General features: G+C 48.1%; 16 protein-coding genes. 12 read left to right on the top strand and 4 right to left on the bottom strand.

The features are described from left to right. Positions 1-22 precede the first annotated feature (22 nt). Complete coding sequence (fadH, locus tag KNO72_RS04810; RefSeq protein WP_214757412.1) at positions 23-787, bottom strand: 2,4-dienoyl-CoA reductase; 765 nt, start codon at positions 785-787, stop codon at positions 23-25. A gap of 180 nt (positions 788-967) precedes the next feature. Here fadH and KNO72_RS04805 point away from each other — a divergent pair, with 180 nt between their 5' ends. After that, entirely contained in the window at positions 968-1,600 is a 633-nt protein-coding gene (locus KNO72_RS04805) for a hypothetical protein (RefSeq protein WP_214757410.1), read from the top strand. A 39-nt stretch (positions 1,601-1,639) separates the two neighbouring features. Here KNO72_RS04805 and KNO72_RS04800 read toward each other — a convergent pair whose 3' ends face one another. Next, positions 1,640-2,710: an N-acetylglucosaminidase gene (locus KNO72_RS04800; RefSeq protein ID WP_251028274.1), complete on the bottom strand. Its 1,071-nt coding sequence runs from the start codon at positions 2,708-2,710 to the stop codon at positions 1,640-1,642. Between the two features lie 77 nt (positions 2,711-2,787). Here KNO72_RS04800 and KNO72_RS04795 point away from each other — a divergent pair, with 77 nt between their 5' ends. Together KNO72_RS04795 and KNO72_RS04790 are read left to right on the top strand one after the other, a co-directional pair. Then, positions 2,788-3,777 carry an aromatic acid exporter family protein gene (locus KNO72_RS04795; RefSeq protein ID WP_214684049.1) on the top strand — a complete coding sequence of 330 codons (990 nt, stop codon included), beginning with the start codon at positions 2,788-2,790 and terminating at the stop codon, positions 3,775-3,777. Between the two features lie 182 nt (positions 3,778-3,959). Continuing rightward, on the top strand, positions 3,960-5,087 hold the full coding sequence (locus tag KNO72_RS04790) for a M20/M25/M40 family metallo-hydrolase (protein WP_078147934.1): 1,128 nt from the start codon (positions 3,960-3,962) through the stop codon (positions 5,085-5,087). Positions 5,088-5,132: 45 nt separating this feature from the next. Here KNO72_RS04790 and KNO72_RS04785 read toward each other — a convergent pair whose 3' ends face one another. Further along, complete coding sequence (locus KNO72_RS04785; protein ID WP_012726540.1) at positions 5,133-5,306, bottom strand: hypothetical protein; 174 nt, start codon at positions 5,304-5,306, stop codon at positions 5,133-5,135. 73 nt (positions 5,307-5,379) lie between these two features. On the opposite strand from KNO72_RS04785, the gene rnz reads away from it, so the two are divergent. From rnz to KNO72_RS04750, 7 genes are read left to right on the top strand one after another with little or no spacing between them, the layout of a single operon-like run. Beyond that, on the top strand, positions 5,380-6,285 hold the full coding sequence (gene rnz / locus KNO72_RS04780; RefSeq protein WP_214757408.1) for a ribonuclease Z: 906 nt from the start codon (positions 5,380-5,382) through the stop codon (positions 6,283-6,285). 1 nt (position 6,286) lies between these two features. Continuing rightward, complete coding sequence (locus KNO72_RS04775; RefSeq protein ID WP_214757406.1) at positions 6,287-7,171, top strand: hypothetical protein; 885 nt, start codon at positions 6,287-6,289, stop codon at positions 7,169-7,171. Next, positions 7,168-7,578 carry a DUF4430 domain-containing protein gene (locus tag KNO72_RS04770; protein ID WP_078147082.1) on the top strand — a complete coding sequence of 137 codons (411 nt, stop codon included), beginning with the start codon at positions 7,168-7,170 and terminating at the stop codon, positions 7,576-7,578. Before KNO72_RS04775 ends, KNO72_RS04770 begins: the two co-directional genes overlap by 4 nt. Continuing rightward, complete coding sequence (locus tag KNO72_RS04765) at positions 7,556-8,215, top strand: hypothetical protein (protein ID WP_214757404.1); 660 nt, start codon at positions 7,556-7,558, stop codon at positions 8,213-8,215. Before KNO72_RS04770 ends, KNO72_RS04765 begins: the two co-directional genes overlap by 23 nt. Further along, a complete protein-coding gene (locus KNO72_RS04760; RefSeq protein WP_214757402.1) occupies positions 8,193-9,149 on the top strand; it encodes an ATP-binding cassette domain-containing protein in 957 nt (318 codons plus the stop codon). The genes KNO72_RS04765 and KNO72_RS04760 overlap by 23 nt, the downstream gene beginning before the upstream one ends. Further along, positions 9,122-9,667 carry a hypothetical protein gene (locus tag KNO72_RS04755; RefSeq protein WP_214757400.1) on the top strand — a complete coding sequence of 182 codons (546 nt, stop codon included), beginning with the start codon at positions 9,122-9,124 and terminating at the stop codon, positions 9,665-9,667. The genes KNO72_RS04760 and KNO72_RS04755 overlap by 28 nt, the downstream gene beginning before the upstream one ends. A gap of 41 nt (positions 9,668-9,708) precedes the next feature. After that, entirely contained in the window at positions 9,709-10,041 is a 333-nt protein-coding gene (locus KNO72_RS04750; protein WP_214730558.1) for a hypothetical protein, read from the top strand. 30 nt (positions 10,042-10,071) lie between these two features. On the opposite strand, the gene KNO72_RS04745 is transcribed toward KNO72_RS04750, so the two are convergent. After that, a complete protein-coding gene (locus KNO72_RS04745; RefSeq protein ID WP_214757398.1) occupies positions 10,072-10,866 on the bottom strand; it encodes an SDR family NAD(P)-dependent oxidoreductase in 795 nt (264 codons plus the stop codon). 151 nt (positions 10,867-11,017) lie between these two features. Here KNO72_RS04745 and KNO72_RS04740 point away from each other — a divergent pair, with 151 nt between their 5' ends. Together KNO72_RS04740 and KNO72_RS04735 are read left to right on the top strand one after the other, a co-directional pair. Next, positions 11,018-11,914 carry a peptidase U32 family protein gene (locus KNO72_RS04740; RefSeq protein ID WP_353048013.1) on the top strand — a complete coding sequence of 299 codons (897 nt, stop codon included), beginning with the start codon at positions 11,018-11,020 and terminating at the stop codon, positions 11,912-11,914. A gap of 9 nt (positions 11,915-11,923) precedes the next feature. After that, the gene (locus KNO72_RS04735) at positions 11,924-13,165 is read left to right on the top strand and encodes a peptidase U32 family protein (RefSeq protein WP_214757394.1); all 1,242 of its coding nucleotides are present in this window, start codon (positions 11,924-11,926) and stop codon (positions 13,163-13,165) included. The last annotated feature ends 55 nt before the right edge of the window (positions 13,166-13,220 follow it).

Below are 13,220 nucleotides of genomic sequence, written 5' to 3'. Positions count from 1 at the left end.
GTATATTCGGTCGTCCTTTTGATTAGAATGGATGCTTGTTCAACCAATGACCACCGTCAAGAGAGATGCAATCCCCGTTTAAATAGCGCATCTCGTCTGATGCCATCCAGTAAGCGAGGTCCGCGATCTCTTCCGGTGTCCCAAAACGTCCAAGTGGGACGTTACGGCGAATACGCTCTACTTCCTTCACGTGGGAGACGAGCTTTTCAGCGCCGCCTGTCCGTTCAATCGGTCCAGGACTGATGGCATTGACCCGTGCGCCGAATTGATAGCCCCATTCAACCGCGAGTGTTCGCGTCAAGTTCAAGACGCCTGCTTTCGCTGCCGCACTCGGTGCGACACCAGGACCTGCCTGCCACGCATAGGAAGCGACCATGTTGATGATGGAGCCGCCACGGATTTCATCTGCTTCCCAATGTTTCCCGAGAACATGGGTGCAGTTGAATGTCCCGTTCAAGACGATGTCGATGACACTTGCCCAACCATTAGGAGATAAATCAAGAGTCGGACAGACAAAATTTCCGGCAGCATTGTTGACGAGTGCGTGTACTGGTCCATAAGCGGATACGATGTCAGCCAGTGCTTTCGCGCATCCTTCATAGTCACGAACGTCATGTTGCACACTCATCGCCTGACCTGCATCGATTGAATTCAAATCGTTCATCGCTTCTACTAGTCGTTCCTCGTTTCGACCGCTGATAGCGACGTTCCATCCTTCCTGTTTAAATTTTAATGCCATCGCTTTCCCCATGCCGGACGATCCCCCGGTAATCCAAATCGTTTTCATCTTAATTCCCCCTCAAAAATGAATGGTCGTTCATTTTACGTATTCGTCTTATGATGTAAAACTCCTTCAACAAAATGTCATTCGATGTTGAATCATTCTTTTCACTTGAGAAGTATATACATGATGTAACGATTGATACTCAAAACCATGACGTGAATTTAAAATAGGAGATGATGGAACATGAAGCGCGTTACAGGGCTGACCATATTCGTACTTATCATTGTCGGAATGTTTGTGCTCATCGATCAATCTGATTCAAAGAAAATGTCTGAACAGGTCGAAAATAAGATGTTCACCCAAACTGAGACAAAGGTTTATTCTGAGTCGACGGTCGAAGAACTGAAGAAAATCCTTGAGACGTTTCAAAACGATTTGGCTCCGCAAATCAATAACGATTTCGAACGAAAGTTGGCAGAACGAATGTACGTGGAGATGAAGAAGAGTGGTGAAACCATCGATGTGAAGGAACTTATAATCCGTGCAAAAGACCAAGCTGATTTTGAACGTGCATGGTTGGAGCATGCGAAAAGCGAATATGGAATCGTAATAACGGGTGACGAAGTCGATGAATGGATTGAAAAAGGACCGGATGCGACGGTGGTCGAGTCTCAAAGACGATATGCAGAGGCAAAAGAGATGAGCGTGTATCAGCTCAATCATGATTATTATCGCGATCAATACGTGAAATGGGTCGTGTGGGAAGATTTGATTCCGCTCGTCACAGACCGCTACGAACAGTCAAGTGAGCATGTGCTCGACAACAATCGACTCATCGAATTGTATGAGCAAGAGATGGAAGTTATAATCGAATGAAGCGTCAAGCAGCCCGACTCGTATGAGCCGGGCTACTTTTCATTGAATTTTTTTCAAGTACTTCAAACCGAGTTCACGGTCGATCGTGTACATCGTACCGGCAACTTTCTCACCCCAGTATGGATCGGAGGCATAGAAGATATTGATGCCTTCTTGCTTGTTCCCAGGATAATCGCCACGAGCATATGGCCCAGTGACATATTTAGTCGCAAACAATTCAGCAGCAGCTTGTACGCTGGCGTCAATTGTTTTAAAGGATGTCGCATTCCCGCTCGGGTCGTCATCTGTCGCGCGGAACCCAAATAGGTTCCGCTTGTCCCGAGCGATATCGGACGTTCCAAATCGGGACTCATGCCCGGCAACCGCCAGCAGGAATAAGGCATTAATGTTATACGTATCTTCTGCCCGTTTAAAAGACTTGCCTTCCCCAGCGAGTGGTGAATCGATGGATTTTAAATATTGATCAAACTCGTCAGCCGAATATGGGGACGACTTGCGAATCGATGCAAATTGATAAGGAGAATCGAAGACGTCTTGGACACGTTCTGTGTAAAAACGGTCATCCGAGTTTTTTTCTGTCGGACCTACAAGGAACGTACCGGCGAGATTGGCGTTCGCTTCCACCGTATGGTAGACGTCACCTTCTCGAATCTCGTAAAATCCACGTCTCTTCACAACTGCTTCAGGAAATAACGCCATTTGATCCGGTTTGACATACACATCCGCCCCGGAGATACGTACTTTAAGATGATCGTCTCCGCGCTCAATTAGTTGAAGTCTCGTGCCACCAGCGACATAGGATTGTCGTGTTTTAAATGATGCATCTTTATATAAGTTTGTGATAGCATCACTCGGAGTGACGACGACTCCGGTACCTGTAAAATCGAGTACTTCTCCAGAGGGCGAGAACAATGTCCGGTTCTTACCGGCCGTCATGTATCGTTTTGCTTCTGCGAGAGATTCGAACGACCTCGTGACACGGTCGCCATTCGTCACCGTTTCGACGGTATAGGTGTCTTCACGGGAAGATTGAATCCATAAAAAGGCTGCGATGGCGAGACTAAGTGTCGCAATCATCGGCCAAACCTTAAGTCTTTTCTTTCGTTTCAATCAAATCACTTCCAAACTTTTGAATTGCCAAACGAGTTGATTTAGTCAACAATTTGATGGAGAAGGGGGAAATTAGTATGAAAATTGGAACGCGGACGTTAAAGACCGCGGTCGCAGCAGGTATCGCGATGCTCATTTCCGAAACAATTCATCTCGATTATTTTGTATTTGCAGCCATTATCGCCATTTTAAGTATTCAAGAGACGCGTAAAAAATCGATTCGCGCCTCCTATGAACGAGTCATGGCAAGTCTTCTCGCCATCGGAATGGGTGCGGCGATGTTCACGCTACTCGGCTATTCACCGGTGACGCTCACACTTTATTTTGTCATTTTCATTCCACTCGTACAACAATTGAAACTGCAAGACGGGCTCATTACGAGTGTCGTCATTTTGACCCACCTCTACACCGAGGCACAGTTTACACTGGAGTTATTTATCAATGAGCTATTGCTCATTGCGATCGGTGTCGGTGTCGGGCTTGTCGTCAACATGTACATGCCGACGCTTGACCGTGAGATTGTACGGATTAAAGAGAATATCGACCGCTCGCTCGCAGTACTGTTTTATGACGTGGCGGCATGTGTTGAGACGGGCGTCTATAACAACCACTCGATGATGCTCATCAAGACACGGGACTATCTGAAAGAGGGGAAAGATTTAGCCCTTCGCCGTATGGGAAACTCAATCGGAAAGCGGAATGAAGACATGGACTATCTATACTTCCGGATGCGTGAACGGCAGTATGATATTCTCAAACGAGTCGCGGATAACGCCAGAGAAATCACGATGGTCGTCAATGAAGCGAAACCGGTCGCGACGTTCTTACGTCGAGTCGGGGACCATGTGAACGAGCAGGCCGATGCATCCGTCTTTCTACAGGAGCTTGAAGAGATGATTGAGCATTATCGAAAAAACGTACCTCTCCCCACGACGCGTGAGGAATTCGAGGTACGCTCATCCTTATTAAATATTTTATCTGATGTAAAAAGTTACTTGATCTTGAAAGAGCGATACATCTTGCTCTTAAAAGAACATGGTCATGCTCGAGAGAAACGTGCTGATTAAAAAGATTGAGACGATGACGACGACGCCGATTTGAATGATGCGTTGTCGTCTTTTCTGTTTTTTCTTCATGGTCTGCCTCCATATACGTGTTTGCCATCATTGTACAGAATGGAAAAGATTCGTGCAATCCAGGGGAGTTTGATATAATGGTCAAGAAATGTTTGGATGGAGGGATGTTGTTTATGGTAAACGAGACACGCGTGCTCGACACATTTTTAGGATTGGTCGGCATCGATTCAGAAACGAAGGAAGAAGCGATCATCTGTGAGCATTTGAAAGGTGTATTCACAGAGCTTGGCTGCGACGTCTACGAGGACGACGCATCAACGAAGACGGCACACTCTGGTAACAACTTGATCATCACGTTGCCTGCAACGAAAGACAATGTTGATCCGATTTACTTTACGGCTCACATGGATACGGTCACTCCAGGTAAAGGAATCAAGACGAGCATCAAAGACGGATATGTCGTCACGGATGGTACGACGATTCTCGGAGCAGACGACAAGACCGGCCTCACTGCGATGATCGAACTCGTGCGTGTATTGAAAGAAAAACAAATTCCACATGGTCAAATCCAGTTCGTGATCACTGTCGGGGAAGAATCAGGTCTCGTCGGTGCGAAAGTATTGGATTTATCGAAAATCGATGCGAAGTTCGGTTTTGCCCTTGATTCGGATGGACCAGTTGGAGACATCATTGTCGCCGCTCCGACTCAAGCAAAAGTGAACGCGAAGATTTACGGGAAGACGGCTCATGCTGGTGTCGCACCTGAAAAAGGAATCTCGGCGATTCAAATCGCAGCGAAAGCCATCGCGAAGATGCCGCTCGGTCGTATCGATGAAGAGACGACAGCCAACATCGGACGTTTCGAAGGGGGTCGCGCGACAAACATCGTGTGTGACTATGTCGAAGTTCTTGCTGAGGCCCGTTCCCTCATCCACGAGAAGATGGAGAAACAGGCGGAAACGATGAAACAAGCGTACATCGAGGTCGCTGAGTCGTTCGGTGGTCGTGCCGAAGTGGACATCGACATCATGTATCCTGGATTCAAGTTTGAGGAAGGGGACGAAGTCGTTGAGGTGGCGAAACGTGCGGCTCAGACAATCGGACGTCCGACTCGAATCTTACACTCAGGGGGCGGTTCGGATGCGAACGTCATCGCCGGTGGGGGAATCCCGACAGTCAACTTGGCGGTCGGCTATGAAGAGATTCATACGACGAACGAACGGATGCCACTTGAAGAGTTGTATAAACTCGTCGAATATGTCGTGACAATCGTTGAAGAAGTCGCATCACCTAAGCAATAAAAAAGAGCCGACCATTCGTCGGCTCTTCGTATGTGTTCGTACTCGTTATGCTGCGAACTCCAGTGATTCTAAAATCAACTCGTCTGTGCAATGAAGTTCGATCGCTATGTCGTGAATGCGGATAGAGGTGCCTTGTTCCTGTTGGTGCAAGCGATTCATCAAAGCTGCGCGTTCTCGAATCGTCTCATAAATCGATTCGGGTTGTTCTGCCTTTGTCATCACAAATCACATCCTTTTCAGCGATTACGTCAAGTATAGCATGGAACGGCTTGAAGAAAGGAATTAAATATTTATGAAGTTACAGTTTTTAGGAACTGGGTCGGGGATGCCTTCGAAACAGCGCAACGTATCGGGGCTAGCTCTCGATTTATCGAACGTGACCTGGCTGATTGATTGTGGCGAGGGCACGCAACACCAAATGCTCTATACGAAAATCAAACCGAGAAAAGTGACAGCGGTATGGGTGACGCATCTTCATGGTGACCATGTATTCGGATTGCCTGGATTCTTATCGACTCGTTCGGCACTCGATGGAACCGCCCCCTTGACCGTCTATGGACCAATAGGATTGAAAAAATGGCTTGAAGCTACTTTGCGTGTCACAGGCTCACATCTAGGATACGAGCTGACCGTGATCGAGTACTCGGACGGGGACACATTCATACAAGACGACCATCTCGTCACTGTGCGAAAATTAGAGCATCGGTTCCCTTCATTCGGTTTCCGAATCGATGGTCCAGAAAAACCGGGCATGCTACGCGTCGATCTTGTAAGAGAACTCGGTATTCCAAGTGGACCGATTTATCGAACCATCAAAGAATCAGACCGATTTGAATTTGAAGGAAAATGGTATGACTCTAAAGAATACGTCACTGAACCGATTCCGGGAAAAATCGTAGCGATTTTAGGAGATACAATCCCGTGTGAGAACGCGCAGAAGTTGGCGGATGGAGCAGACCTCCTCGTTCACGAGGCGACGTTTATGGAGGCGGAACAAGCGCTCGCTCGGAAGTATGGTCACTCGACGACACGTGAAGCGACCGCGCTAGCGAATGCGTGCGCCGTCGGCAAGCTGATTGTGACACACATCTCAGCACGCTATGTCGGACGAGAGGAAGAATTTGTTCAAGAAGTTGTGTCGGATTTTCCATCGAGTCTCGTTGCGACGGACTTTTTAGAATATACAGTGGGGGAGTGATGTGACCATTCAACTCTATGTATGGGCAGCCTTTTTAGTAATCAGCGTTCTATTAGGGATTCGATTGAATCAATTAAAAGAGCCGGAAGCGAACTTTTTTCCAAAGTTCTTATTTTATTCACTGCTTGGAATCGTGTCTTTCCCCATCGGCGGTTTTCACATTCCGATTGGCTTTCTATTGTCTTTTTTGTTCTTTCCGAAACAGAACAGCCGGTATAAATGGTATGGGGCACTGTTAGGGTTCTTCTTTTTTCTTGTCTTGCTTTTTGTCCCGTTATTCGATCAATCCGGGTTTCGTTCCGAATCGCAACAAATCGGCGCCGTTTCGGTCACGGATGAATCGTTTGATGACATGACTGAAAAATTGTTACAACGAATCAATAGTGAATCGATTAAATTAGATCGTGGGAAACTACAGATCGACCGAGAAGGGAACGTTCAATCCATTGAGTACTTACTCATGGTGGAACGAGCCAAATCGTTCCAACAGATCCGTGTAACATACGGCTCAGGACAACTTTCGTATGAACAAGTCGATGAACTGCGTAAAGAATCTGGACAGGCCTTTTTTGAAAAGCTTGTCGAATTCGACCACATGCTGTCGACGTTACGAGGTCCTTCATGGGATGAGTATACTGACGTCGTTTCTGCCCCAGTGTTACAACTTTCCTATGATGGGCTGTATGACATGTACACGTTCGAAAACGAATCGATGCTCATGATCAATCGGGACAATGAACTGGTCAAGTTCTGGCTCCAGCGCGAACCAGTCCTCGCAAACAGCATCCAACTCGTCGGACTGACACAGGAAGGACGAAGTTCAGGCGAACGTTTTGCGATACTATATAATTATTCGATACATCAACGAGAGGATTTGACAGAATGATCAAACGGTATTTGAGTTTTTCCCTATTAGCGACCGCACTTCTTGTCGGATGTGGCGGAGAAGAAGCCCAACAAGAGGCGTGCGATGTAAGTCCGACCATTTCCGTATACAATGCGGCGACGGAAGAGACGCTCTATCAAGAGAAGAGCGTCTGTTTGGAAGATGATGCGACCGTGCTCGACGCATTGAAAGCGACAGGGCTTGACCTCGAAGTGACAGGAAGCGGAGACATGTCGTACGTGACGGCAATCGAAGGCGTCGAAGAAAAATCAGAAGGACAATCGTCAGGCTGGGTATTTGCTTTTAATGGTGCGCCCGGAGATGAAGGGGCCGGTGCTAAAGAAGTAGAATCGACGGACGTCATTCAGTGGCGGTTTGAAGAAGATGCGATTGCTTTCTTCGAATGAGGCAGATTGGGAGCGGCGACATCCTGTCACGCTCCTTTTCTTTCTATTCAGCCATCTATTCATCCTGACGTATATCCAAGATGTCACGGTATTGGTCGTCGGTCTTGTCCTGTTGCTCATGCTTGAACGTCGGTTTCCGTGGACGATGCTCATCGTATTGATTGCGTTTGCTGTCGTTTCGGTCTTCCCTGCATTGTTCGGGTGGGAGTTATCGCTCTCTTACATATGGCGTCAGCTGTTGAGGTTGGCTACTTTTTTACTTGGCATGTTGTGGATTTCTCGTATTGTTCGATTGGAACGATTGCTGCCACTCCTCTCCAAATGGCCCCGTTCAACTTCCCTCTTGTACGGGGCGTGGGCACTTATTCCTTCGATGGAACGGGCGGTACGTCAGTCGCTCAGAAGTCACCCGAAAGGAGCCTGGCGAGAAGCGATCGAGAATGGCATTAAGAGCCAAAGGCATGAGCCAAAATTTGCAGTCGAGCCGATGCGTCGCTTCCGGGCCGAGGATGTTCTGCAACTCCTTGCGATTGGCTTGATTGGTTATGTATCAATCGAATGGACCATCATTCCATGGCTCATCTATCCATACATCACAAAAGGAGGTGTTCGTGATGCAATGGCTTTCTACCGTTGACGGTTCGTTCGAGGCATATATCGAACGGTATCGTCCTCAAGTCATCAGAATGAATCAACCATTCTCAGGAAAAGTTGGTCATTTATTATCCGGTGTTGACCCGCTTCGGGGAGCGGAACTTGCCTCACTCTTACAAATCGATGCACTATATCCAAAAGCGTTTGACGCCTGTTCAAGCGGAGAACAACAGATTGTACAAGTCGCTTATGCTCTATCAAATCAGCCCGAAGCAATTGTACTTATCGAACCGTTCCGCCACCTCGATCAATTCCGTCGAGAACATCTAGAGATGCTATTCCGTCGTATAACCGATCTCGGTGTTCAAATCGGTTATACGGAACGGGCGCAAGAATCGTCTGAAGACATGAAAATCACTTTCCGACAATCGGAGACGATACCGAGGATTGAAGCGACCGATGTATCCTATCGTCATCCGCTTCAGGCGACTTATGCCATTGAAGAAGTGACGGTCCAAATAAATGAACCGGGCCTCACCGTCTGTATTGGGACGAACGGAAGTGGAAAATCGACGTTGCTCGAACTTTTAGCAAGGAGCAGACGCCCTCTTCGTGGACGGGTGAAGCGGGGGGAGCGAGCTGCCTATCTTCCTGCCGAAACGGAATACGGTCCGTTTCCGAAAGAATCGAATCGGAGGATCGCTCAACTACAAGCCGTCCTGAACGACCCGGCAAGCGTCCTTTTGCTCGATGAACCGACGGTGGATTTAACGAATGGGGAGCGAACGGCGTTCCTTGAAGCGCTCTTGAAAAAGACAGAATCAGCACGCGTGCTTTGTGCGACCCATGATTTGGCGTTAGTCGACCAAGCGACGGACGTGATTTACCTTGCAAGTGGTCGCGTGGTCTTTCAAGGTGAGCGCTCAATCTTTCAAGAACGGAGTACGCTATGGTCACATACGTCCTCGCCATTCTGATTGCCATCCTGGTGCTGTATCGATTTGAGAAATCTGACCTCCCGATTCAACCGCTCGTGCAGCTCTTGGCACTCGCAGTCATCGGGCGTTGGCTCTTTATGACGATTCCGAACGTACAGCCGACGACAGCTATTTTGATGCTGACCGCATTATGTATTGGGTTGAATGCTGCGGCGGTCTTGGCACTCTTCGTACCCATCTTGTCGGGTCTGTTGCTCGGGATCGGACCGTTCGTCTTCTATCAATTTTTGGGGTGGCTCCTTGTCGTGACGCTCGTAAGCAGTTTTCGAACGATATGGATGAAGTCAGGTATCCTTTTCCTTACGCTCGGTTTTTTCTCTGGATTTTTATATGGATGGACGACAAATCTGGCGTTCATAGAAGTGATTGGAGCTGACTTTTGGAAGCTACTTCTACTCAGCGTCCCGTTTGACTTGGCACATGGGCTATCGAACGTTGTCTTCCTCATTTTAATCCGTCCCTTGTTTGAGCGCATATTCCTTCGTCAATTCGGGTAAATATACAATAGTCAAATCATTTTGAGTGAGGTGAACGACGGATGGGTGCATATATCAATCTCACTGAAGTCGGCATGTTTTTACTCGTAGGATTATTGTTTATCTTGTTAAATCTGATTCTATTGGCAAAACGTTACACGAGAGCCCGTTTTGCCATGATCAGTATCTTTGCGGCGAGCGTGTGGCCAGCACTGATGATTGTGCTCTCAGTAGAACAACTGAGTATCATGGACCAGCTCACATCGGGAGACCTGACGCTCGATGCCATCATGGCGTGGGGAGTCGTCATCGCCACAGCGCTGATGACCATGATTCCGGCAGGTGTGTTTCTATATCGGCTTGTAAACGTCTCTCGCTTACACTCTGAACCATAAAAGGAGCGACCCGATGCGGTCGCTCCTTTTTCATGTGGTCGATTCAGCAGGTGTTCCATCAGCCGGATTTTGGACGCGACGTAATACTTCGAGACTGAGAGCTCGTGGCATCAATTTGGCGACCCCGACCAATAACTGATTAGAGAGTCCAGGGATGACCACACGCTTGTTATTCATCACCCCTTTGTATCCGAAGAAGGCGACGAGATGAGATGGCATTTTCGAGAATGATAATTCACTCCCGGCACGATTAAAGAAGTTCGTATCCGTCGGGCCAGGGCATAAAACACTCACATGCACGCCACTACCTTTCACTTCGGCATGAATCGCTTCAGTGAATGAGAGGACATAGGCTTTCGTCGCGTAATAGACGGCCATATATGGACCAGGTTGGAAGGCAGCGACGGACGCAACGTTCAACACATATCCGTGGTCACGTTCGAGCATGCCAGGCAAATAGGCTTTCGTCAGTTCGGTCAACGTATTGACGTTCAATCGGACCTCGTCGGCTTCTGTCTCAGCATCAAGGTCGGCGAATGCGCCGGACGTGCCAAACCCGGCATTGTTAATTAAAAAGTCGACAGTGAGGCCAGCTTCGGCAATCATCGTCGTCAATCGGACTGCTGCGCCATGTTTTGCCAAATCTAGAGCAAAGACATGTACGTTGATGCGATAACGTGTCTCAAGTACTTTTTTTAGTTCATGCAATCGTGGTTCGTTCCGAGATACTAAAATACAGTCGTAGCCGTCGCGAGCGGCGAGTACGGCCAAGTCTAGACCGATGCCCATCGAGGCGCCGGTGATTAAAGCTGTCTTTGACAACATGATCCACTCCTTTGATGAAAAGTCATACATTGTTACTGAATTCTTCACGAGTTGTTAAAATCCTGCTCCGTTCGCACATTGAAACATATGCTAAAGTATAGCAAGAAAATGTGATTAGACTCACAAAGTAGGGAGTAGAACAAATATGATGATTCAGCTCGTCACTACGGCGCAAAGCGTTGATCAGGCAGAAGCGTTAATCAAAGCCGGCGCGGACCGACTATATATCGGAAATTCAAGGTTTGGGTTGAGACAAAAAGGTGACTGGACAATCGATGCTGTGAGAGAAGTCACACAACTTGCCCATCGGTATGGGAAAGAAGTGACGGTAGCCGTCAACAACCTGATGCACAATGACCACATTGAAGAGTTAAAAGATTATTTGCAAACGCTGAAAACGATAGGAGTCGATGATGTCACCGCTGGAGACCCCGGCGCCATTCGCTTGATTCGACAGGCAAAGATTCCGTATTGGTATGATGCCCAAACGCTCGTCACATCCGCCAAACAGATCCAATTTTGGGGGAAACGCGAAGCGATTGGAGCGGTCGTCGCCCGAGAAGTGACAATCGAAGAACTCGTCTTGATCCAGCAGCAAATCGGACTTCCTGTTGAAGTACAAGTATATGGTCCGACATGCATCCATCACTCTAAACGCCCACTCGTGACGAATTACTTTAACGAACTCGGAAGACCGGTTGAAGAAGCAAAACAACGCGAATTTTATATGAGCGAACCGGCAGATACGACCAGTCGTTATCCCATCTATGAGGACGAGAACGGCACCCATATTTTCTCTGAGGATTTGACGCTCATGGGTCAGCTTCCGACGTTAGTCAAAAATGGACTTCACACGTGGAAGCTAGACGGATGGCACGCCGGGGCCCAGTTTGTTGAAATCGTTCAGTTGTTTACTTATGCCCGGACGAATTTGTTGAACGGTCGATTTGATCGTGTAGAGATGGAACATCGTCTTCACGAGCTTCAACCGGAAACGTTCCGTCTCGGTACGGGACTGTGGTTACGAAAACCAGAAGAGATTAAGTGAGGGATCAAGATGAAACGACGTCCAGAATTATTAGCGCCAGCAGGAAACTTAGAGAAATTAAAGATGGCCATCCATTATGGTGCCGATGCGGTCTATATCGGCGGACAGCAGTTCGGGTTACGTTCACGTGCCGGTAATTTCAGTTATGACGAGATGCGTGAAGGGGTAGCCTTCGCACATGCGTACGGCGCGAAAGTATACGTCGCTGCGAACATGGTGACGCATGAAGGCGATATCGAGGGGGCAGGTGACTTCTTCCGAACACTTCGAGATATCGGGATCGACGCGGTCATCGTCTCGGATCCAGCGATGATTGAAACTTGTCTTACGGAAGCAGAAGGGTTGCCCGTCCATTTGTCGACCCAAGCTTCGGCGACAAACTACGAGACGCTTCGTTTCTGGAAGGAAGAAGGACTCGAACGAACCGTCTTGGCTCGTGAGGTATCGATGGATGAAATCATTAAAATGAAACAGGAAGTCGATGTCGAAATTGAGACGTTCGTCCATGGGGCGATGTGTATCTCGTATTCCGGTCGATGCACGTTATCAAATCACATGACATTACGAGATGCCAACCGTGGGGGATGTGCCCAATCATGCCGCTGGAAATATGGTTTCTTTGAAGAAGGTGATCTTCTAACAGAAGAGATGGAAGCGCGTGACGAAGAGCCGTTCTCGATGAGTTCAGTTGATTTATCGATGGTCCGCCACATTCCTGACTTGGTGGAGGCAGGAGTCGATAGTTTGAAGATTGAGGGACGAATGAAATCGATTCATTACGTCGCGACCGTGTGTAACGTCTATCGTCAAGTGATTGATGCGTACTGTGAAGATCCAGAGCATTTCGTCTTCGACCCGGCATGGGAAGAAGAAATTTGGAAAGCGGCCCAACGTGAGCTCGCGACGGGGTTCTATTACGGGATCCCGACTGAAAAAGAGCAATTGTTCGGGAAACCTCGTTCGATTCCGCAATTTGCGTTTGCAGCTCGTGTCATCTCATACGACCCTGTGACGGGTATGGCAACGCTTGAGCAGCGGAATCACTTTTCAATCGGTGAAGAGGTTGAATTTTTCGGACCCGGATTTGTTCGTTTTTCACAAGTCATTGATACGATGGAGGATGTGGACGGTCACCTCCTCGAGTCTGCTAACCAAGCGATGATGACGATTCGTGTAAAAGTGGATCGGCCAGTCGCGACCGATTACATTATGCGTAAGCGAAAAGGTGTGCGTGCTCGTGCGCTCGTTTGACACATCCACCGAGCCAACATAGTCGCTCGTTCCGTCCAATCCTGCTACCCTAAGA

This window comes from Exiguobacterium sp. s123, assembly GCF_018617075.1.
GTDB classification, from domain to species: Bacteria; Bacillota; Bacilli; order Exiguobacteriales; family Exiguobacteriaceae; genus Exiguobacterium; species Exiguobacterium profundum.
Note: the sequence above shows the minus strand (reverse complement) of the source record. Positions and strands in the feature narration are given on the sequence as shown.